Raw genomic sequence first — 20,769 nt, 5'->3', positions numbered from 1 at the left:
CCAAGCAAATTTGAGCCTATGCGTCGAGGTAGCTCTTCCTAAGCCCTTGAACGAACCGCATGATGGTTGCCAAGCGGTTCGACCGCTTCGGATACAAGGCGTAGATGCACCAGTCGTACCGGGTATCGTCGAACGGGACGGCGCGCATGCCCTCGGGAAGGCTCTCGACAAAGTAGCTCGTCGCGATGCCCACTGCCTCGTTGCGCTTTATCCCATAGAGCCCCGAGGCGGTCGCTGCGATGGACAGGTTGGAGAAATCGTAGCCCAGGGAACCCAGCTGGGAGAAAAGCGGCTCGTATTGAAAGGACGACTCCGACATAAGCGCTATACGCTGATCCTTCAAGTCGAAGACGGAGAGCTGAGACCTTCGAGCCAGAGGGGACATTTCGTTTACGAGGACGTACGCCTTCAGGCGGTTGACCTCCTCGAAGCCACATTCGGGAAAATCGCGCTGCATGCACAGGGCCAGGCCCACGTCAGCCTCGTCGGTGCAGATAGCATGGTAGCAGTCCTCGCAGCCAACCTCGAGCAGTTTGATGCCCCGATCGAACTGGTAGAGGTACGACTCGACCTTTTCCGGAACCCGAGCCAGAAGGTTGTACGTCACCGCCGCGCGCAGCCCTGCCTCTGCAGGCACTTGGCCGACCGACAGCGCCTGCAGCGCGTCAATGCGACTCAGTATCTCGTCGACACGACCTGCGACCTCTTGGCCTGCAGGCGTGACGACCACGCTGTTGCCCCGCCGCTCGAAGAGGGGGAGGTTCAGCTCGCGCTCCAAAGCATTAACCGAATGGGCGATGTTCTGACGCGACGTGAAGCACTGCCCTGCCGCCCGCGCGAAGCTCGAGTGGTTCGCCGCCGCCAGGAAATAACGCAACTGTTGAATCTCCATAATGGCCCAACCCCAAAGCGCACTATCGGATCTGCTCGCCGTTGCCGAGGCGTCGCATCCAGAGGCTTCTGCGCGCCATCGCATTATCCCATGATACTATTCAGAGCGCCGTTCCGAGGCGGAAACAATCGATTATATCCAACCAGGCGGAGTTTGCGGGCATTCAAGGAGCCGGAGGAGTTGACACACGGCGGAAGCGTCAGGTTCCAACGGCAGAATGCGGGTCAGCCGCATCATGGTTCACTCCGCCTGCCGCTGGAGGCCTGCCTCCCACCGCTCGCGTTGGTGGCTATCCGCAGCAGACGCCCTAAACACCGCCTGCCATCGAAGACCCGATATGAAGCAGCGGTCATGGTACCCTGCGGATGCGGTTTCGCAACCGCATAACAGATGCAAGGCCGCTTCGCATCCCGCCTCTCTTACGGCGCCCGCCCTACCGAAAAGGAGCACCCAGCATGCCAGACATCCTTCCCAGCCCTATCCTCGCAGGCCAGACCGCCGTCATCACCGGAGGCGCGTCCGGCATCGGCAAGAGCATCGTCCAGCGTTTCCTGGAGGCGGGCGCGAACTGCCTGGCCGCCGACCTCAACGAGGAGGCCCTCGCCGCGCTCAAGCAGGAGTTCGCCGCGTACGGCGACAAGCTGGACGTCGTCAAGGTCGACGTGTCGGACCGCGACGCCGTTGAGGGCATGGTCGACCGCGCCGTGCAGACGTTCGGCCAGATGGACGTCATCGTGAACAACGCCGGCATCATGGACAACCTGCTGCCCATCGCCGAGATGGACGACGACGTGTGGGAGCGCCTGATGAGGGTGAACCTCAACAGCGTCATGTACGGCACCCGCAAGGCCGTGCGCTATTTCCTCGACCGCGGCGAAGGCGGCGTCATCATCAACACCGCGTCGCTGTCGGGCCTGTGCGCCGGGCGCGGCGGCTGCGCCTATACGGCCTCGAAGTTCGCCGTCGTGGGCCTGACGAAGAACGTCGCGTTCATGTACGCCGACACCGGCATCCGCTGCAACGCCATCTGCCCCGGCAACACGCAGACGAACATCGGCGTGGGCATGCGCCAGCCCAGCGAGCGCGGCATGGCGAAGGCCACGACGGGCTACGCCGGCGCCACCCGCTCCGGCACTCCCGAGGAGATATCCGCCGCCGCCTTGTTCCTGGCCTCCGACCAGGCCGGGTTCATCAACGGCGAGACGCTCACCATCGACGGCGGCTGGAGCGCGTACTAGGTTCCCTCGCGCGGGCGCGCGGTACGGCACCAGGGCGAACCTGCTCGGCGTGCGCCGACGGCGAAGATGCTCGCAGCACCGCATCGGCAGGCCCCTTGCTCGCACAGGCGCATGTCGCGGCGCAAGGAAGGCGATGATCAAGCGCGGCCCTTCCGCGTTGGCACGCCATGGTGCGCGCGACGTTTGCAGCCAAAGGTAAGGCGCACTTTGAGAACCATTGACGCAAAATAAGGACCCCGGTGCCAAAAACGGGCCGGTTTGGCAATCCATACAGGAAAGATAGGTTTAAGAGAAAGAAAACCGACCTGGGCAAACGCTCTCCTTGCGGGCCGCTGGGCCTCGAAAAGACCCAAACATCCCCGACAAGGTTGCCAAACCGGCTCGTTTTTGGCAAAGAAGGGCCTTTTCTGCGTCAGCAGCAGGCAGGGGAACCCGCCACCGCGGGCGGGCGCCTCATGCGCCGGCGCACCCTCCGAGACCGCAGTAACCCTGCTGGCGAAGGGCCTCGTAGACCGCCACGGCCGCGGCGTTGGAGAGGTTGAGGCTGCGCAGGCCCTCTCGCATGGGGATGCGCACGCAGCGGTCCGCATGCGCCTCGATGATCCCCAAGCCCAGGCCGCGGCTCTCGCGGCCGAACACGAGGAAAGCGCCCGGCCCGTAGGAGACCTCGGCGAAGGAGCGGTGCGCCTGGCCGGTGAACAGATACAGCTCGGAGCCGCCGTGCGCCTCGAAGAACGCTTCGGCGCACGGCCAGCGTACAAGTTCAACCTCGTCCCAGTAGTCACAGCCGGCACGCGCGAGCTGCTTGCTCGTGAGGCGGAAGCCCATCGGCTCCACAAGGTGCAGCCGCGTGCCCGTGCAGGCGCACGTCCGCGCGATGTTGCCCGTGTTCTGCGGAATCTCCGGCTCTACGAGGACGATGTTCAACGGCTCGCTCACAGCCCCTCCGCCTGCCTGGCCATCTCTTCCTCCAACTCCTCGGTGAGCGAGAACCACTCCTCCTCGGCGGCGGCCAAGCGCTGCTTGATCTTGGCGTGCTCGGCCACGGCGTCGGACGAGGCATCCTCGTTGATGTAGAAGTCCGGGTCGGCCATGAGCTCCAGGAGCTCCGCCATGCGCGCGTTGTCGCGCTCCATCTGGCGATCCAGCTCGGCGATGCGCTTGCGGTGGTTCTTCAGCGCGGCGTAGGCGCGGTTGCGCGCCTCGGCCTCGCGGCGCTTCTGGTCCTTGGTCTTGGGCGCGCTCTCACGCAGGGCCGTGAGCTCGACGGGCTGGCCGGCGGGTTTCGCGGCGGCGACCGCTGCCGAGGCCGGGCGATCGCGGCGGTTCACGTTCACCACCGTCTTGGAGCCGGATCCGCCTGGCCCCTTCGCGGCCTTGCCGCCTTCGCCCTTGCCAGGGCCGCCCTCCCCCATGACCTCGTCCACGAGCGAGCGCTCCTCGGGCGCGGGGCCGTCCAGCTGGCCGCTCTTGAACAGGTAGTAGTCGTAGTCGCCGTCGTAGTTGGTCACGCGGCCCGGCTCCACCTCCACGATGCGGTTCGCCACGCCCTTGATAAGGTGGCGGTCGTGCGTGATGAAGAGTATGGTGCCCTCGAACGCCTTGAGCGCCTGCTCCAGGATGTCGGCGCTCGCAATGTCCAGGTGGTTCGTGGGCTCGTCCAGGCACAGCAGCGGCCGGGGCGCCACGAGCATCTTCGCCAGCGCCAAGCGGCTCTTCTCGCCGCCGGAAAGCACGCTCACGCGCTTGTCCACCGCGTCGCCCGTGAACAGGAACGCGCCCAGGAGCGTGCGCACCTGGGAGATGGTCCAGCCGGGCGCCACGCGGTCCAGCTCCTCGAACACGGTGTTGCCGGGGTGCAGCTCCTCCAGCTGGTGCTGCGCGTAGTACGTCTTCGTCACATGCACGCCGTACTCGATGGTGCCCGCGTCGGGCGCAAGCGCGCCGGCCACCATCTTCAGCAGCGTGGACTTTCCCGCGCCGTTGGGGCCCACGAGCGCTATCTTGTCGCCGCGGTACATGGTGAAGTCGAAGCCGTCGTACACCGTCTTCTCGCCGAAACGCTTCACCAGGCCGCGGGCGCGCACCACCTCGTCGCCGGTGCGCGGGGGCTGCTTGAAGTTGAAGTGCACGGTCTTCTTCTCCTCGGGAAGCTCGATGCGCTTGATCTTCTCCAGCTTCTTCACGCGATCCTGCACCTGCTTGGACTTCGTGGCCTTATAGCGGAACTTCTCGACGAACGCCTCCATATGGGCGATCTCCTCGGCCTGCTTGGCGGCCTCGGCGCGCAGGCGCTCCAGGCGCTCCTCGCGGATGCGCAGGTAGTCCGAGTAGTTGCCCTTGTAAAGGTTCACCTGGCCGTTGTCCACCTCGGCCACGCGGTCCACCATGTTGTCCATGAACGCGCGGTCGTGGCTCACCACCACCACGGTGCCGGCGTAGCCGCGCAGGAAGCCCTCGAGCCACTTCACGCTCTCCAGGTCCAGGTGGTTCGTGGGCTCGTCGAGCAGCAGCACCTCGGGGTTGCGGATGAGCAGCTTCGCCAGCGCGATGCGCATCTGCCAGCCACCCGAGAACTCCGTGGTGGAGCGGCGCAGGTCGGCCTCCTTGAACCCGAGGCCGAACATGACGCTGCGCACCTTCGCCTCGATGGTGTAGCCCCCCAGCACCTCGTAGGCGTCGCGGGCGCGCCCGGCGGCGGCCAGCTGCTGCGGCGTCGGGTCCTCACCCAGCTCGTGCTCCAGCTTGTAGAGGCGCCGCTCGGCTTCCAGCACCTCTACCTGGGAGGACATGACCTCCTCGAAGATGGGCTGGTCGGCCATCTCGATGGCCTCCTGCTCCAGGTAGCCCACGCGCGCGCCCTTGGCGAACAGCACGCGGCCCTCGTCGGCGTCCTCCTGGCCGGATATGATGTTGAGCATGGTGGTCTTGCCGGCGCCGTTGGGGCCCACGAGCGCCAGGCGCTCGTACTCCTCAAGGCGGAACGTCACGTCGTGGAAGAGCTGGCGCCCTCCGAACGACTTCGCTATATGTTCGAGCTGCATGATCATGGTGCGTGCGTGCTTTCTGTCGCAGGTTTCATCGCGGCGCCGGAGGAGCCGGCAGCGCCTTTGCCCGCCCGCCCGGCGATGCGCGGTCGGCCAGGGGGCGCAACTTGTCTATGATAGCGGAAGAGGCCGCGTGCGGCTAACGGCTTCGCCGATCCCAGAAAGCAACCACGAACGAGCACGATGGGAGGCACTTCGCATGACCAGGAATCCGAACACCAACATCGCCGACCTCCATCCGGCAGACGCAGCCCGCACCGCCTCGAAGGCGGATCATCGCACACTCGGCTCGCTTCTGGCCGCGGGGTTCATCATCATGGTGTCGTTCATCGTCCGGCACTTCTACCAGTAGCGCCGCCGCAGCCTCGTCGGGGCGTTTTCGCGCAACCCCTTGACTTGGAGTGTGCTCCATGTGCTTCAATGCGGGGCGGAGCGGGAAAGGAGCCACAAGATGAAGATCGCGGAAGTGAGCAAGCAGTACGGGTTGAGCGCCGACACCCTGCGCTATTACGAGCGCATCGGCCTCTTGCCAGGAGTCACGCGCAATGCGAGCGGCATACGCGACTACAGCGAGCAGGATTGCGCACGCGTGCAGTTCGTCAAGTGCATGCGCGGTGCCGGCGTGTCCATCGAGGCGCTCATCGAGTACATGCAGCTGTTCGAGCAGGGCGAGCAAACGGCAACTGCGCGCAAGACGCTGCTGGAGGAACAGCGCGAGCTGGTGGAGAAGCGCATCGCCGACATGCAGGCCGGCCTCGATCGCCTGAACGCCAAGATAGAGAACTACGAGGAGATGCTGGCCGCCGAGCGCGTGATCCGCGGCGACGCATGAGAGCCCTCGCCCACGGCGGAGCACCCAGTTGTCGGCAAGTTTTGAAGATTCCCGGCAAGAGCTCGAAATCAGCCCTTGCACAATGACGGAACTACCGTTAGAATATCCAAGCACGTTGCGACAACGCAGCGAAAACGGTCGCTTGGCTCAGCGGGAGAGCATCGCCTTCACACGGCGGGGGTCACAGGTTCAAATCCTGTAGCGACCACCATGAAATAGCAGGCCAGAAGCATATCTTGCTTCTGGCCTTTTTCATTTCCCAACAGACGACGGCCCGTCCGCAAATGGGACTTACAAGCTCGCTGGACATGGCGGTTTTCTATCGCTCCCGAGTCCAGGCTTATCATGCAAAAATGTCCTCGCTTTTTCTTTCAAAAAGCAATCCGGGTTCGCAGCCTACAAAATCGCAGATGCGGTTAGCGGTAGAAAGCCGAATTCCTTTCTTCCTGCCAGCACGCAACCCTTCAACCTCGTCTTCAGTCAAAATCTGATTGTCCACCAGGTCTGCAGCCTTAACATCACATTCTCGCTCAATCCTATCAAGAGTCAGTATATAAGCCATTCATCTACCCCGTTTTCGGCCAATCCAATTTCCCTCAATACAATAACGAACAAAAGTCGGCTATGTGCACTGAACCGGACAAGTCATTTTAGCGCATACGCTTATGAAATGGACATAACTGATCAGAAAATAAAGTTAGGCCGTAAGGTCAGGGATCTGCGACTTGCCAGAGAGCTCTCGCAAGTCGAGCTAGGTCTGATGATCGGTTCAGGGAAAAGCCAGATTTGGGCTATAGAGAATGCAAGGACGAACGTCAAGCTCGAAACGCTATGCAAGCTCGCCGAAGCCCTTGCGGTGGATGTTCGCGATCTCGTAGAGTTCTGACCTACGGTATCGGCCTAACCGCTTCGAGGCGCTTTGATTCAACACGAGACTCGAGTCTTCGCGCTGCAGAAGCCATGGGGCGGGGCCGAACCCTGCACTACAGCTTAAGGATTGCGAAGTACGCACCTCTCCAGGCTCGCCCCCGCCTCATGCACCGCCTGTATAGCAGAACGCCCAAAAGGCGAGGCCGAAGAGGGATATCACCGTGACGGCTGCGAGTATATAGCCCGACCAGCCCTCCCGCGGCCCCTTCTCTATCGCGTTGTCCAAGAGGCGCCCCAGCATTTCGCTCCTTCTGACCAAACGCTCAAGCGGGCCGACAAGCTCCGAGACCAGGAAGGCCGCGAAGATCATGAGAGGAAACGAGAACACGAGGAAAAAGCCTATCGGGTTTGCGAGGATCGCCAGCCCGCTCGGATCCAACTCGATTCCCAGCCATTCGAGCATCCCCGCTCCTCTCTAGGGCACTCGCAGGGTGAAACGACAAGCGCAGCTGCAGGTGTCATCGGTTACGTCAGGATAACAGCTCAGGCAGGTACAGGCCAGACGCTCGTCGATGCCGCGGGCGAACGCCGGATGCTCCACCACTCCCACTTGCTTGCAGGGATGGTAGCCCAACCCTTTTCCATGGCGCGCCTGCTGCACGCGGCACGTCTCGATGCGGTACACTACGGCGCCCTCCTCACGGCGCACGGTGCACGCGTTCGCCACCGACTGGAAGCGCAGCGGCAACGCTGCGGCCAGGCCGTCCAGGCCGGGATGCTCCCCCAGCCCCAGCAGCGCCTTGAGCCGCCGCGCCTCGGTGAGCCCGAAGCGCTCCCACGCCTCGCAGTCGTAGCGCATGGCCGCCTCCATGCCAACGTCGCGCTCCGTCGCCTGGAACCACACCCCGTCGAGCGCGATGGCATTTTTTGCGTATGCCTCGGCTAGCTGCTCCAACTGTTCCCGCGACAGATGCGCCAACGCTTCGTTCATGGAAGGCCCCCTTCGTCTCACCATCCGTTTAGCATAGATCCCCGAATCGCCGCTACGCGCGGCAAAGGCGGCTCCTACCGCCGTTTACTCAGCAGGCGGCGGTAACGGAGCAGTTGCATGATTGCAATGGCGACTATCGCGACAGCCGAGGACACCCCAACAACGAGGATAGCCTCCCGAATCGGCGTCAAGGCAACAGCAAGGACGTCGATCCGAGGCGCGATGTCGTAGGCGATGGCGCACAGGATGCAAACCGCAACGAGGTAGATGGCGAGACCCGATTCCCGCGACGTCTTTCGGTACGCCTCCTCATCGGGATCGAGCGCAAGGAAATCGCGCCCGCCCGCCAGCAGGCGGAAACCGCGTGCGTTGCCCTTGAGCACGAAAGATCCCCACACAATGAGAGCAGCTGACACGGCCACGCCGCATGCCGCCTCTGCTACGATCGACCACTCCACAGCCAGCACTCGCTTTCCCGAATTTGGTTCCCAGCTTATTTCATGAACAGATTCGTCAGCCGCATATTCTCGTCAAAGGTTATGGTGTAGGTGATGACGGCGTTTTCGTAGACGACCACCGTCTCCGTATATTCTTGAGTCACGCCCTTCTGGGAGAGCTCGACCCCGTAAGCATTGCCGAACGAAACGAACGAGCCCCAATCGCCACCGCCGACCGTAGCACGCGCCCCATCAACGGCATCCGCGAACTGCTGGACGGTCATCGTTTGCCGCAGGCTTTCGGGAGCCATGGCCACGAGCGCACCGTAATCGCGTTCATCAGCAAGGGCGATTACCTCCTGTGCCCGGGCGAGAACCTCCTGCTCCGCAAGGCCTGCGCTCTGCCCGGCAGGTGCTGACTTGGGCATCGTCCACCAAGCGGCGGCGACGAGAACGGCCGCCACAACCACCACGGCGACAGCGGCGACACCGATGACCTTGTTCCGCTTGCGCTTCCTGCCGGCGGCGAGCTCGCCCTCGGACAAGCCCTCGTTGAACTCGCGGGCGACCTCGCGCGGGTCGCCCATACGGGCCTCCACCTGCTCCCACGCCTCGCCCGCGGCGAGCGCAGAGGAGATGTCGGACTCCAGGTCGTGCACGAACTCGTCGCGGCGCGCCTTCGAGCACGCCAGGCGCTTCGCCACCGCTTTCGCATAGGCCTTCTCGTTCATCGCTCCTCCTCCATGATCGACCGCACGCATCCGTTGAACTCGTTCCATACCGCGTACATCTCGTCCAGCGCATCTCGGCCCTGCTCCGTGATGGCGTAGTACTTGCGCGCGGGCTCTTTCGCCGTTTTGGCCGCTAGGCGGCTCGCCACCAGGCCGTTGTCCTCCATCCGGTACAGAATGGGGTACAGCGTGCCCTCCTTCAGCGACACGGTGCCGTCCGAGCGCTCGCACAGCTCGCCGATAAGCTGGTAGCCGTACTTCTCCTCGTGCTCGAGCAGTTTCAGCACGAGCATGTCCAGCGCGCCCTTCTTCATCTGCTGGGCGAACCTCTGCTGCATCGACGCTCCTCGTTTCTGTTACTTAGCATTACTAAATATAGATGATCGCCCCACGCTGTGCAACGGGTGAAACCGCAAGCGGCAAGAGGAACCGCGAGCGGCCGCGCGGAAGAACCGCTATACTGGACGGCAACGTTTTGCCCGCATGATACATGAAAGAGAATTGAACCCATGAGCATCGACAGCTACGAAGCCAGCCGCAAGCGCTCCGACGAGATCCGCGCGGACCTGCCCGAGCACCCCGAGAAGTACACCATGTTGACCGGCGACCGCCCCACCGGGCGTCTGCACCTTGGCCACTACTTCGGCACTATCCGCGAGCGCGTGGCGCTGCAGGACCTGGGCATCGCCACGCGCATCATCATCGCCGACTACCAGGTGATCACCGACCGCGACACCACGGCGAACATCGCCGACAACGTGCGCAACATGGTGGTTGACTACCTGGCTTGCGGCATCGATCCCGAAAAGACGATCATCTTCACGCATTCGGCGGTGCCGGCCCTGAACCAGCTCATGCTGCCGTTCCTGTCGCTCGTCACCGAGTCCGAGCTTCTGCGCAACCCCACGGTGAAGGCCGAGCAGGACGCCTCGGGCCACGCGCTCACGGGCCTTCTGCTCACCTACCCCGTGCACCAGGCGTGCGACATCCTGTTCTGCAAGGGCAACATCGTGCCCGTAGGCAAGGACCAGATGCCCCACATCGAGCAAACGCGCCAGATAGCCCGCCGCTTCAACGAGCGCTACGGCCACGTGTTCCCCGAGCCCGACGGCCTGCTGAACGACGCGCCGGCCATCCCCGGCCTGGACGGCCGCAAGATGTCGAAGAGCTACGGCAACGCCATCAGCCTGTCGGCGACCGACGCCGAGACGGCGAAGCTCATCAAGAAGTCGCAGACCGACGCCGACCGGAACATCACCTACGACCCCGAAGGCCGCCCCGGCGTGTCGGCGCTGCTCACCACGGCAGCGCTCTGCACGGGCCGCACGGAGGCCGACATCGCCGCCGAGATAGGCGACGGCGGGTCGGGCACGCTCAAGAAGTACGTCACCGAGAGCGTGAACGCCTACCTGGCCCCCATCCGCGCGCGCCGCGAGGAGCTGCTGGGCGACCTGGACTATATCGAGGACGTGCTGCACGAGGGCAACCGCCGCGCCAACGAGATCGCGGACGCCACGCTCGACGAGGTGCGCGAGACCATGGGCATGGTGTACTAGGCGGCACCTAAGAACAGCATATTGAAAAAGGCCGGGTGCAGGAAGCATCCGGCCTTGTCTTCTCTGGTGGGCCCAGCAGGACTCGAACCTGCAACCAAGGGATTATGAGTCCCCTGCTCCGCCATTGAGCTATAGGCCCTCGAACAGCGCCTCGCCATTCTATATCAAAATCGACCCCCTTGCCAAGAGAACGTCGCGCCCGAGCGAAAAACCCCGCAAGGCAACGACAACCGCGCGTCGAGCGAAGGAGCTTAAGCACCCTGGGCCGGGGCAGATCCTCCCATGAGCCTTAGCAGCAGCAAGGACAGCGCCGCGCCGGTCAGGCTCACCGCCACGAGGGTAGCCGAGAGGACCGCAGGCGCGCTTTCCATGAGGCCGCCGATGAGCGGCGTGCCGAAGCCAGCCAGGTTGCCCATGAGCATGAACAGCCCGATGGCCGCGCCGGCGAAGGCGGGCGATGCGGGCGTCTCGGGCACGATGGTGAACCCCACCGCCGGCATGATGGAGAGGGCCAGCCCGCCCAGCAGCATGAAGGGGACGATCTGGTCGACCGTGTACACGTAGGCCCCGCCCAGCACCGCAGCTGCCAGCGCCATGCTCGCCGCCAGCAGCATGATGCGTCCGCGCAACGTGCGCACTCGCACGAGCACGAGCCCTGTGGCTAACGCCCCCGAGATCATACCGATGGTGAGCAGGCTCGTATATGAGTTAGCCTCGGCGGCACCCAGGCCGAGCTGCGTCTGGCAGTAGAGCGGCGCCAGCGTCAGAAGCGACAGCACGCCGACGTTGTACAGGAGGAACACGGACGACACCACCCAAGTGGCGGGCGACTTCAGGGCACCGGCGAGCGAGGTCAGCAGGACGCTTCCTCCCGCGCCCGCTCCCGCCTCCGGCCGCGGCCCCTCACGCACCGCAAGTGCATAGACCGCCGCCAGAGCCGCGGTCAGCGCCGCGCACAGCCACCAGAGGCCCTTCCAGCTGGACGCCACGGCCGGGTCGATGACGAGGTTCGCCACGTTGAGCACGGCAAGCATGCCCAAATCCATCCAGCACGACCAGACGGCCATAGGGATGCCGCGCCTCTCGGGCGGGAAGGCCTCCGCGATGATGGCCGGCGAGACGACGCCGGTGAGCCCGTAGCCCACGCCCTCGAGCGCACGCGACGCCAGAAGGGGGCCGATATCGGTGCAGAGGGCGCCCACCGCGCTGCCGAGCGCCGCGCACGCCAGGCCGAACAGTCCCACCCGCTTCGGCCCGAACCGGTCGGCCAGACCGCCCGCCGGCAGCACCAGGACCACGGCTACCACGGTGCACACCGTGACGAGCCAGCTCCCCGCGCTCGCACCGATCCCCAGGTCTGCCGTAAGCAAGCTCAACGAAGCCGACACCTTGAAGAGGTTCATGACGATGACAATGCCCGCCGCAATGGCCAGCACGCCCATCAGCATCGAGCTACGGCGTGCGCTCCTGCGCGCCGCTCCCCTGTCCGAAACGCCCATGAGTCCCCCGACCCCCTGTTTGTCCCACTCGCCGGCTCTTGTCGGCTCCTGGCCCCTGCGCCGCACGTCGCCAAGCCAGTTTCGGGATCGCATTCCGCCTTCGCAGCTCCGAAAAGAAAAAGGCCAGAAGCGCGTTGCTTCTGGCCTGTGGTTTCATGGCTCCCCGGGTAGGATTCGAACCTACAACCCTCCGGTTAACAGCCGGATGCTCTGCCGTTGAGCTACCGAGGAATGAGCCTTGGCGCTTCCCGTCTCGGTCGCGCGCAAGTGAAGATTATACCGGAACGCAGCCTTTGCGCAAGACCGAATTTGCGTAAATTCACTTACCCTCAAATTCGGCGGCAGATTCAGCACCTGCAATGCTCGACGCAACGGAACCGCGTTGGGCTGTTCGTTCCAATATCGGATGAGACATGCAGCTTCGGCATCATTACGCAGCCCTGGTGGGATCTCCCGCATCATCAAACACGCGAAGCGGGTACGCCGGCTCGATCGCAACTGCCCCGTGGCGGCCTAGCAGCCGCCTCCTCTCCATCCCTACCCTTTTAGCACGCCCTTCGCACCGGCGCCCCTTCCTGGGCTTGCTTCTTAATTCATAGCGTCTTCCCAGTTGGGAGTCTCATACCAAGAGGATTACCGCCGAAAACGCTCGGGTTGGAATAATGAAAAGGGCTTCCTCATCATCTGCGGGGGACGCCGCTCCACGAATCCTCCTTATTCTGGCCCCGTTCGGAATCGTGCCCGCCCACCGCGCGCGCAAGCCGTGACGGAACCGGGCCGGAGACGACCCCGATGCGAGACGAGAACCGATGAGAAGCAACGAGAAGGAGGAACGTATGGCCGATTCAGCCCAGGCCCCCGTGCAGGAGCACTGGAGCGAGACCAACGGGAAGAAGTACCGCCGCGGCTCGCGCCTGCCGAAGAAGACCGACACGCGCCCACCCGTGCCTGCTGCCGAGACGCCGAAAGTGCCTTGGACGTGGGAGGAGGACGGCATGACCGTCATCCGCGGCACCGCGCGCAGCGCGCCTGGATGCCACAACGTGTGCGGCATCCTGTCCTACGTGAAGGACGGCAAGCTGGTGAAAGTGGAGGGCGACCCGGAGGACCCCTACAACCAGGGACGCCTGTGCAGCCGCTGCCTCTGCATCCCCGACTACGTCTACCATGAGGACCGCCTGACCAAACCGATGAAGCGCGACCGCGCCGACCGCGGCAAGGACAAGTTCGTGGAGATCAGCTGGGACGAGGCCTACGACATCATCGTGCGCGAGTTCAAGCGCGTCGTCGACACGTACGGCGCCGACAAGATCGCCATGTGCCAGGGCACGGGCCGCGATATCCACCAGGTAACGCGCCTGAACGCCTGTGTGGGCTCCCCGAACGAGGGCGTGCCCTACTTCGCCGGCAACTCGTGCTACCTGCCCCGCATCGCGTCGATGGCCTGCATGCTGGGCGGCGCCTGCGTCATGGACTGCTCGCAGTTCCTCCCCCAGCGCTACGACGATCCGCGCTACACGGTGCCAGAGTACTGCATCGTGTGGGGCCACCAACCCTTCTACAGCAACGCAGACGGCTTCTACGGCCATTGGATCACCGACCTCATGAAGCGCGGCATGAAGGTGGCCGTGGTGGACCCGCAGCTCACGTGGCTCGCGGCCCGCGCCGGCGAGGACTGGCTGCGCGTGCGTCCCGGCGGCGACGGCGCGCTGGCCATGGCCATGCTGAAGGTCGTCTGCGACGAGAAGCTCTACGACCAGGACTTCTGCGACAAGTGGGTGTACGGCCTGGAAGCCGTGTGCGAGCGCGTGGCGGAGATGGACCTGGACGACCTGTGCGAGAGGGCCTGGGTGGCCAAGGAGGACGTGCAGCGCGTGGCGCGCACCTACGCCGCATCGAAGCCCGCCGCCATCCAATGGGGCGTGGCGCTCGACCAACAGACGGGCGGCCAGCAGGCAGCGCACGCCATCACGGCCCTGTGGTGCATCACCGGCAACCTCGACGTGCCCGGCGGCAACGTGATGGGCGACGCCTGCTGGGGCATCGAGCAGCCGAACTGGACCGGCACCTGGGGCTGGGACGAGCTCATGACCGAGGAGGAGCAGTCCAAGCGCATCGGCGTGGAGCGCTACCCCATGTTCGCCGTGGGCTTCAAGAACCTGTCCTCCAACGCCACCATCGAGGCGTGGCAGCGCGGCGAGATACCCATCCGCGCGGCCTACATCGTGACGAACAACTTCCTGGCCACCATGGGCGCCCAGGCCGCCCAGCAGCTGGAATGGTACAAGCAGATCGACTTCATCGTGGTATCCGACCTGTTCATGACCCCCACCATGATGGCGCTGGCCGACGTGGTGCTGCCCGCCGCCACCTACGAGGAGCGCGACGGCTTCGGCGGGCTCAACGCCTACCGCATCAGCTGCATCAACAAGGCCATCGAGCCCGTGGGCGACTCCAAGCCCGACAACACCATCTTCCTGGAGCTGGGCAAGCGCCTGACGGCGGCCATCAAGCCCGAGAACCAGGACATCGCCTGGCCTTGGGACGACGTGCAGGAGATGTGGGACTACGCCCTTGAGGACGGCGGCTTCACCTGGGACGAGCTGCGCGAGTCCACGTGGAAGTACCCCGAGTTCAAGTACCGCAAGTACGAGACGGGCGACCTGCGCCCCGACGGCCAGCCGGGCTTCCGCACCGAGACGGGCCGCGCGGAGATCTACTCGATGGTGTTCCACCACACGTCGTGGTCGGGCCTCGACCCGTTGCCGAGCTACGTCGAGCCGGTGGAGAGCCCCTACAGCGCCCCCGAGGACGTGGAGGAGTACCCCTACATCGTCACGTCCGGCGCTCGCGTGCCGCACTTCTTCCACTCCGAGCAGCGCCAGGTAAAGAAGCTGCGCGCCCTGCACCCCGACCCGCTCGTGTACCTGCACCCCGACACCGCAGCCGCCAACGGAATCGAGGAGGGCGACTGGGTGTGGCTGGAGAACAAGCACGGCAAGTGCAAGTACAAGGCCGCCTTCAACGACACCTACGACCCGCGCGTCATGCAGGCCGAGCACGGCTGGTGGTTCCCCGAGCGCAAGGACGCGGCAGAGGAGAACGTGGAGAACGAGCAGGAGGGCCTGTTCGGCGTGCTGGAGTCCAACATCAACAACCTCGTGCCCTTCGACGCCGGCGTGTCGGGCTTCGGCTCGAACTACAAGGCCATGATGTGCAAGATCCGCAAGGCCGACTAGCAGCCGCGCGACGGAAAGGATGAGAGACATGGCTTACCAGGGAATTTTGGTCGACGTCGACTACTGCACCGGCTGCGAGGCGTGCGTGCTGGCCTGCCAGCAGGAACACGGCTACACCGAGGCGCAGTTCGGCCTAAAGATCACGAAGCTGGGCCCGCTGCACATCGACGAGGCCAAGAAGGACTACCAGTACGACTTCATCCCCCAGTTCACCAAGTGGTGCGACCTGTGCGCCGAGCGCGTGGGCAAGGGCAAGCAGCCCACGTGCGTGCAGCACTGCCAGGCCCAGTGCCTGGACTGGGGAGACGTGGAGGACCTCGCGAAGAAGGTCGACCGCGAGAAGCAGATGATCGTCGCCATCAACGAGGCGTAGATCTGTCGGGCCGCGGGCGCCGTGCCAAGGCGGGGCGCCCGCGGAAAAGGGAACCAGGAAGGAGGACGGACATGGCCCAGAGATTCGAGGACGATTTCGGCGGGAGGATCGCCGAGAAGCTGATGAACGTCGACGTTCACCTGACGCGCGACTTCAGCCGCTCGGTCACCGAGCTCGAGCGCGAGCAGGGCCGCATCGACTGGAAGGACCGCTGCGGCGCCAACATGAAGAAGATCGCGGAGCGCGAAGTTACGCCGATCTACCGGTAACCCGGGCGGGCTGCCCGCCCCGCGCCTCGCAGCCCCGCGGCCAAGCGGCGCGGGGCGGGCGCCCGTCGAGAGAAAAAGGAGAGAACATGGCAGACAACAAGGTCATCGACATCAACATGCACTTCCTGCCCACCGACCTGTTCACGAACGAGGAGGTGCTCAACGGCTTTCTGTACTCCGCCCCCATCACCATGGGGCTCAAGGCCTACCGCGGCAAGACGCCCGACGGCGCCAAGGACCAGATCGTCCTTGCCACCGAGGACGGCAAGGACATCCTGAACTACGTGGAGGGCGACTACACGCTGGAGACGAAGCTCCGCGCCATGGACGAGGTGGGCGTTGACATCGCGCTTCTGCGCATGCCGGTGTGGCAGGAATGGCTGCCGCTCGACATGTGCAAGATCGTGAACGACCAGGCCGCCGAGATGTGCCGTCAGTCGGAAGGGCGCCTGTACGCCAACGCCGTGCTGCCGCCGTGGGGCCGCAAGGAGGATATCTACGAGCTGGAGCGCTGCCTGGGCGACCTCGGCATGGTGGGCGTGCAGTTCGCCTGCTGCTACGGCGACAAGTTCCTCGACGACGAGCTGTTCAAGCCCTACCTGAAGGTGCTCAACGACAAGAAGGTGCCCTGCGCCATCCACCATACGCCCGGACAGAACTCGTTCGGCAACTTCGCCGACTACACGCCCCTGCGACGCGAGCTCGGCCGTATCCACGTGCAGGCCACCGCAGTGGGTCGCGAGGTGTACTCGGGCATGTTCGACGAGTTCCCCGACCTTAAGTTCATCCACACGATGTTCGGCGGCAACTGGTTCGCGCTCAAGGACCTGCTCGCCCCGCACGTGTCGGTGAAGAAGAAGGAGGCCATGAACCGCCTGGCCACCAACGTCGACCGCGAGGCGTACGACCGCTACCTCGCCAACAACATCTACTTCGACATGACGCACCCCATGAGCTGGAGCAAGGACCAGCTCGAGCTCGCCGTGAAGACGTGCGGCGCCGACCACCTGCTGCTGGGCTCTTCGTTCCCCGTGTTCTACGAGTGGATGGCCCGCTCGGTGGGCTCTGTGAAGGCCCTCGACGTCACGCAGGAGGAGAAGGACCTCATGCTGGGCGGCAACGCGGCGAAGCTGTTCAACCTGTAAGGTAAAGCGGGAAGGGCGTGTGCCCTTCCCGGCGATCCGTCGACGCCTTGCAAGGAGGCGTCCGGTGAAAGAGGGGAAACTATGAGCAATCCTGCTGTTGCCACAGCCAACGGCGCGCCTGCGGCCAAGCCCGTGGAGAAGACGCCGTCCTATGCGTGGCCATGCCTCATCGTGTCGCTTCTGGCGGCCGTGGGCATCGTGTTCGCTTGGATGTGGCTTCCGGGCATCACGTTCCCGGTGTTCAAGAACTGGCTGGCCGAGAACAACGCGTTCTTCGCGAACCCGGCCAACTTCGGCCTGCTGTCCAACGTCATGGGCCTCGTGCCCATCGGCGCCCTCATCATGGCGCTGCCCACCACCGTGCTCGTGCGCAAGTTCGGCGCCAAGGCCACCACGCTCATCGGCGTGGGTTGCGCGGTCGTCGGCGGCGCTCTCAGCGCGGCGTTCGTAGGCGGCAACTTCTACGTGTTCCTGGCAGGCCGCTTCATCCTGGGCCTGGGCCTGTCCACCACCGTCGTAGCCGGCCCCACCTGCGTCTCCATGTGGTTCCCGGACGCCACGCGCGGGCGCGCCATGGCCATCTGGTCCTGCTGGGCGCCCGTGGGCATCTTCCTGTCCAACTTCGTGAACGACGGCGTGTACCACCTGGTGGGTTCCAATATGGCCAACCTCCAGTGGGTATGGGTCGCCGTGGCGGCCGTGTTCGGCGTCCTGTTCGCCATCGTGTTCCGCGACCCGCGCGAAAACGAGCGCTCCCAGGTGTCGCCCGAGCGCAAGCCGCTCAAGGCCGTGCTCAAGTTCTTCAAGAGCCGCCAGCTGTGGTGCCTCATCATCATGTTCGCCATCTTCAACTACATGAACTACGCGTTCAGCCAGTACCTCAAGACGTGGCTGCAGACGCCCGAGGCTTTGGGCGGCTTCGGCTGGGACGCCACGACCGCGGGCCTCTGGGGCGGCCTGATCGTCGCCTGCGGCGCGCTGGCCCCGATCGGCGGCCTCATCCTCGACAAGACGCCCAAGGACAAGAAGTACCTGTGCGTAGTCGTAGGAATCCTGGGCCTGACCATCTGCTCCGCGCTGGCCTTCCATGCCGAGTTCTTCATCCCGTACGTCATCTTCTTCTGCATCGGCAACATGATGCTGAACGCTTGCTGCCGCCCGCTCGTGCCGACGTTCGTGTTCAAGGGCGGAGCCACCGCCGTGGCGTTCGGCTTGTCGTTCCTGACGCTCGGCCAGTACGCCGGCCAGATCGTCACGAGCTACGCGCTGGCGCCGTTCAACGAGGGCCTCACCGCCGCCTCGAACGTCGCCATCAACGCCAAGCAGGCCGTGCTCGCCTCCGGCGGCACCCCGGCCGACTTCGGCCCGGCCATCGGCCAGGCCGTGCAAGAGGCCTTGGCGCAGGGCATCCACGTGGATCCGATGCTCGCCTTCTGGGCCCTCGTGCCCGTCGGCGTCGTAGGATGCCTCCTCGCCTTCGGCGTGAAACCGTCCAAGAAGCAGGCTGTCGGCGCTCCCGCCGGCAAGCCCGCCGAGGGCGAGGCGGCCGCACAGCACTAAGGCTGCCCGCATCCCCCGCAGCGCGTCCTGGCCGAAACCGGGGCGCGCCCGGGCCGCCTTGAGGCGCCAAGGCGCAGCAAGGCGGCCCTTTCCGTCAAAGCCTGTATCCCCGCCCTGCGGGGAGAAGGGATCGACCCATGAGCGAAACCATCAAGCAAACCCGCGACGCGGCGGGAAGCGCCGCCACGTTCTCGCGGACCTCCTTTGAGCGGTCCGCCCCCGCCCCCTCCGCCGACCCGTCGCCCGGCGCCGACGCGGCCCGCAACCGCCAGCGCAAGGGCTGGATCGTGCTCTTCGCCATGCTGTTCTGCGGCATCATCGTCATCATGAACCAGTTCAAGGTGCCCACGTTCATGGGCGCCCTTATGCACGACTTCGGGACCGATCCGGGCACCACCGGCTGGCTCATGTCGGTCATCGCCGTGGCCGGCATTATCACCGCGTTCCCCTCGGCGTTCCTGCTCAACCGCTTCGGGCCGAAGCGCGTGGGCCTCGCAGGCCTGGCCTTCATGGTGGCCGGATGCGCCGTGGGCGCTCTGTCGTACTCGTTCGCGCAACTCATCGTAGGACGCGTGCTCGAGGGCATCGGCGTGGCCATGATGGGCGTGGTGGCCACCACCGTCATCTCGATGTACTTCCCCCGCGAGAAGGCGGGGCTACCCATGGGCATCTGGAACCTGTGGTACGTCGTGGGTTCCACGCTCGCCTACAACATCGGCGTGCCGGTGGCGCTCGCGCTCACGGGAGACCCGACCAACTGGCATGCCTGGTGGTGGTTCTCCGACGTGCTCGCCCTCGTGTCCTTCGTGGTGTTCGCGCTGTTCGTGAGCGTGCCGCATGCCGGGCGCGGCGTGGCCGCCAAGCGCGAGCGGGAGACGGGCGAGAAGCAGCACCGTCCCGCCGCCATCCTGCTCGAGGGATTCAAGGTGAAGCGCATGTGGCTGTTCGGCCTGGGGTTCTGCTTCCTCATGTTCACCTCGCTCTCGGTGCTCACCTGGGTGCCCACCTACGTGCAGGGCGTGGAGCTGGAACGCATGCTGGCAGAAGGCATGGACCTTGCCGCCGCGCAGGCGCAGGCCGGCGTGTCCGGCGGGTCCATGGCCTCGCTCGGCTTCGCGGCCTCCATCCCCATGGCGCTGGTCACGGCTTTCCTGCTGGGGAGGTTCCAGACGCTCAAGGCGCGCAACGTCATGGTGATCATCGCGGGGTTCTGCGCGTTTTTCTACGTGGGCGCGTTCCTGGTTCCCTACGAGTACCTGCCCGCCTATCTGGTGCTCTTGGGCCTCGAGAGCGGCTGGACGAGCGGCGTGGTGTGGTCGATGGTGCCCGTGACCATGCCCAAGCGCGTGACCATGCCGGTGGGCATGGCCATCATCATCTTCTTCCAGGGCATCTCGAACCTTCTGTGCACGCCGGTGGTGGGCTATATCATAGGCGAGGCCCAGGTATGGACCAACGTGGCGCCGCTCTGCGCGGCCACGGCGGCCGTGGGCACGCTGCTGTGGATCGTCTACGTGGCCATGAAGCCGCCGGTGTTCGAGGAGGACGAGAGCGAAGACGGCCAGGCGGACGAGATCACCGCAGCCACGGAAGACCGTCTTCCCTCCGCATAGGCAAAAGCGCGCCGCAAAGCCCAGTGCTGCGGCGCGCAACCCGCCGGGCGCCGAACGCGGGGCACGAGCCGAAAGCGCCTACCCGCGCATACGATTGCACGAAGCTAAACGAAGCGAGAAAACATGCGAGAACGGCAAACGAACGAACATCCGACCGACGAGCGCTTCGACGCCGTCACCGGGGCAACCTGCCCGGCCGAGGGCATCGCCGACGGCGGCGAAACAGATGCCGTCACCTCCGCGACGAGCTTGGCCGACGCGGCGGCGGCGCTCGATCCCGCCGGGGAAAAGGCGCCCCTGCCCGCGTGCGCTCCTCCGGGCGTGAGCGCGGCGTCCGCCGGGGTGGACGCCGCGACGGGTGCGACGCCGGGCGTGGCGAGCGCCTGCCGCGAGCTGGGCATGGCGTCGGTCGACGACGTCGTGCGCGAGCGCGGCATCAAGCCGCCCGGCGTGGCGTGAGCCCGGCCGCAAGAAGCC

Annotated in this window: 22 protein-coding genes and 3 tRNA genes; 13 read left to right on the top strand and 12 right to left on the bottom strand. The window is 65.0% G+C overall.

What is annotated here, in order from left to right:
* Nucleotides 1-16: 16 nt before the first annotated feature.
* Nucleotides 17-892: a LysR family transcriptional regulator gene (locus tag LB310_RS11960; RefSeq protein ID WP_161959476.1), complete on the bottom strand. Its 876-nt coding sequence runs from the start codon at nt 890-892 to the stop codon at nt 17-19.
* A gap of 455 nt (nt 893-1,347) precedes the next feature.
* On the opposite strand from LB310_RS11960, the gene LB310_RS11955 reads away from it, so the two are divergent.
* A complete protein-coding gene (locus LB310_RS11955; RefSeq protein WP_096228375.1) occupies nt 1,348-2,130 on the top strand; it encodes a glucose 1-dehydrogenase in 783 nt (260 codons plus the stop codon).
* Between the two features lie 453 nt (nt 2,131-2,583).
* Here the strand turns inward: LB310_RS11955 and LB310_RS11950 are convergent, their stop codons facing one another.
* Complete coding sequence (locus LB310_RS11950) at nt 2,584-3,069, bottom strand: tRNA (cytidine(34)-2'-O)-methyltransferase (RefSeq protein ID WP_096228374.1); 486 nt, start codon at nt 3,067-3,069, stop codon at nt 2,584-2,586.
* Nucleotides 3,066-5,180 (bottom strand): ABC-F family ATP-binding cassette domain-containing protein, encoded by a 2,115-nt coding sequence (locus LB310_RS11945; protein ID WP_301155098.1) that lies wholly within the window; start codon nt 5,178-5,180, stop codon nt 3,066-3,068. The genes LB310_RS11950 and LB310_RS11945 overlap by 4 nt, the downstream gene beginning before the upstream one ends.
* Nucleotides 5,181-5,376: 196 nt before the next feature.
* Between LB310_RS11945 and LB310_RS11940 the strand changes: the two genes are divergently transcribed.
* From LB310_RS11940 to LB310_RS11930, 3 genes are all read left to right on the top strand, one after another.
* Nucleotides 5,377-5,529: a hypothetical protein gene (locus LB310_RS11940; protein WP_154270301.1), complete on the top strand. Its 153-nt coding sequence runs from the start codon at nt 5,377-5,379 to the stop codon at nt 5,527-5,529.
* A 99-nt stretch (nt 5,530-5,628) separates the two neighbouring features.
* On the top strand, nt 5,629-6,009 hold the full coding sequence (locus tag LB310_RS11935) for a MerR family transcriptional regulator (protein WP_096228372.1): 381 nt from the start codon (nt 5,629-5,631) through the stop codon (nt 6,007-6,009).
* Nucleotides 6,010-6,145: 136 nt separating this feature from the next.
* Nucleotides 6,146-6,220 (top strand) — tRNA-Val (locus tag LB310_RS11930).
* Nucleotides 6,221-6,352: 132 nt separating this feature from the next.
* On the opposite strand, the gene LB310_RS11925 is transcribed toward LB310_RS11930, so the two are convergent.
* Nucleotides 6,353-6,571 (bottom strand): helix-turn-helix transcriptional regulator, encoded by a 219-nt coding sequence (locus LB310_RS11925; RefSeq protein WP_278805806.1) that lies wholly within the window; start codon nt 6,569-6,571, stop codon nt 6,353-6,355.
* A 108-nt stretch (nt 6,572-6,679) separates the two neighbouring features.
* Between LB310_RS11925 and LB310_RS11920 the strand changes: the two genes are divergently transcribed.
* On the top strand, nt 6,680-6,895 hold the full coding sequence (locus tag LB310_RS11920) for a helix-turn-helix domain-containing protein (protein WP_278805805.1): 216 nt from the start codon (nt 6,680-6,682) through the stop codon (nt 6,893-6,895).
* 147 nt (nt 6,896-7,042) lie between these two features.
* Here LB310_RS11920 and LB310_RS11915 read toward each other — a convergent pair whose 3' ends face one another.
* From LB310_RS11915 to LB310_RS11895, 5 genes are all read right to left on the bottom strand, one after another.
* Nucleotides 7,043-7,342 (bottom strand): hypothetical protein, encoded by a 300-nt coding sequence (locus LB310_RS11915; protein ID WP_278805804.1) that lies wholly within the window; start codon nt 7,340-7,342, stop codon nt 7,043-7,045.
* Between the two features lie 12 nt (nt 7,343-7,354).
* The gene (locus LB310_RS11910) at nt 7,355-7,870 is read right to left on the bottom strand and encodes a DUF6125 family protein (protein WP_301155097.1); all 516 of its coding nucleotides are present in this window, start codon (nt 7,868-7,870) and stop codon (nt 7,355-7,357) included.
* Between the two features lie 74 nt (nt 7,871-7,944).
* Nucleotides 7,945-8,253: a hypothetical protein gene (locus LB310_RS11905; RefSeq protein WP_278805803.1), complete on the bottom strand. Its 309-nt coding sequence runs from the start codon at nt 8,251-8,253 to the stop codon at nt 7,945-7,947.
* Between the two features lie 110 nt (nt 8,254-8,363).
* The gene (locus tag LB310_RS11900; protein WP_191412224.1) at nt 8,364-9,038 is read right to left on the bottom strand and encodes a DUF3887 domain-containing protein; all 675 of its coding nucleotides are present in this window, start codon (nt 9,036-9,038) and stop codon (nt 8,364-8,366) included.
* The gene (locus tag LB310_RS11895; protein ID WP_301155096.1) at nt 9,035-9,376 is read right to left on the bottom strand and encodes a PadR family transcriptional regulator; all 342 of its coding nucleotides are present in this window, start codon (nt 9,374-9,376) and stop codon (nt 9,035-9,037) included. Before LB310_RS11895 ends, LB310_RS11900 begins: the two co-directional genes overlap by 4 nt.
* A 171-nt stretch (nt 9,377-9,547) precedes the next feature.
* Between LB310_RS11895 and trpS the strand changes: the two genes are divergently transcribed.
* A complete protein-coding gene (gene trpS / locus LB310_RS11890) occupies nt 9,548-10,594 on the top strand; it encodes a tryptophan--tRNA ligase (protein ID WP_123674229.1) in 1,047 nt (348 codons plus the stop codon).
* 64 nt (nt 10,595-10,658) lie between these two features.
* Here the strand turns inward: trpS and LB310_RS11885 are convergent.
* The 3 genes from LB310_RS11885 to LB310_RS11875 form a co-directional block, all read right to left on the bottom strand.
* Nucleotides 10,659-10,733: transfer RNA gene (locus LB310_RS11885), tRNA-Ile, on the bottom strand.
* A gap of 112 nt (nt 10,734-10,845) precedes the next feature.
* Nucleotides 10,846-12,093 (bottom strand): CynX/NimT family MFS transporter, encoded by a 1,248-nt coding sequence (locus tag LB310_RS11880; protein WP_278805801.1) that lies wholly within the window; start codon nt 12,091-12,093, stop codon nt 10,846-10,848.
* A gap of 156 nt (nt 12,094-12,249) precedes the next feature.
* Nucleotides 12,250-12,324: transfer RNA gene (locus LB310_RS11875), tRNA-Asn, on the bottom strand.
* 605 nt (nt 12,325-12,929) lie between these two features.
* On the opposite strand from LB310_RS11875, the gene LB310_RS11870 reads away from it, so the two are divergent.
* From LB310_RS11870 to LB310_RS11840, 7 genes are all read left to right on the top strand, one after another.
* On the top strand, nt 12,930-15,332 hold the full coding sequence (locus LB310_RS11870) for a molybdopterin-dependent oxidoreductase (RefSeq protein WP_161959475.1): 2,403 nt from the start codon (nt 12,930-12,932) through the stop codon (nt 15,330-15,332).
* 28 nt (nt 15,333-15,360) lie between these two features.
* Nucleotides 15,361-15,705 carry an oxidoreductase gene (locus LB310_RS11865; protein ID WP_087190620.1) on the top strand — a complete coding sequence of 115 codons (345 nt, stop codon included), beginning with the start codon at nt 15,361-15,363 and terminating at the stop codon, nt 15,703-15,705.
* A 71-nt stretch (nt 15,706-15,776) separates the two neighbouring features.
* Complete coding sequence (locus tag LB310_RS11860; RefSeq protein WP_015539933.1) at nt 15,777-15,974, top strand: hypothetical protein; 198 nt, start codon at nt 15,777-15,779, stop codon at nt 15,972-15,974.
* An 86-nt stretch (nt 15,975-16,060) separates the two neighbouring features.
* Nucleotides 16,061-17,119 carry an amidohydrolase family protein gene (locus tag LB310_RS11855; RefSeq protein ID WP_096228363.1) on the top strand — a complete coding sequence of 353 codons (1,059 nt, stop codon included), beginning with the start codon at nt 16,061-16,063 and terminating at the stop codon, nt 17,117-17,119.
* Nucleotides 17,120-17,200: 81 nt separating this feature from the next.
* Nucleotides 17,201-18,679 carry a nitrate/nitrite transporter gene (locus tag LB310_RS11850; RefSeq protein ID WP_278805800.1) on the top strand — a complete coding sequence of 493 codons (1,479 nt, stop codon included), beginning with the start codon at nt 17,201-17,203 and terminating at the stop codon, nt 18,677-18,679.
* Between the two features lie 137 nt (nt 18,680-18,816).
* Nucleotides 18,817-20,292, top strand: a complete 1,476-nt coding sequence (locus LB310_RS11845) for a CynX/NimT family MFS transporter (protein ID WP_278805799.1) — start codon at nt 18,817-18,819, stop codon at nt 20,290-20,292.
* Between the two features lie 123 nt (nt 20,293-20,415).
* Nucleotides 20,416-20,751 carry a hypothetical protein gene (locus LB310_RS11840; protein WP_278805798.1) on the top strand — a complete coding sequence of 112 codons (336 nt, stop codon included), beginning with the start codon at nt 20,416-20,418 and terminating at the stop codon, nt 20,749-20,751.
* Nucleotides 20,752-20,769 lie beyond the last annotated feature (18 nt).

The organism is Gordonibacter sp. RACS_AR49 (assembly GCF_030418435.1).
Lineage (GTDB): Bacteria > Actinomycetota > Coriobacteriia > Coriobacteriales > Eggerthellaceae > Gordonibacter > Gordonibacter urolithinfaciens.
Note: the sequence above shows the minus strand (reverse complement) of the source record. Positions and strands in the feature narration are given on the sequence as shown.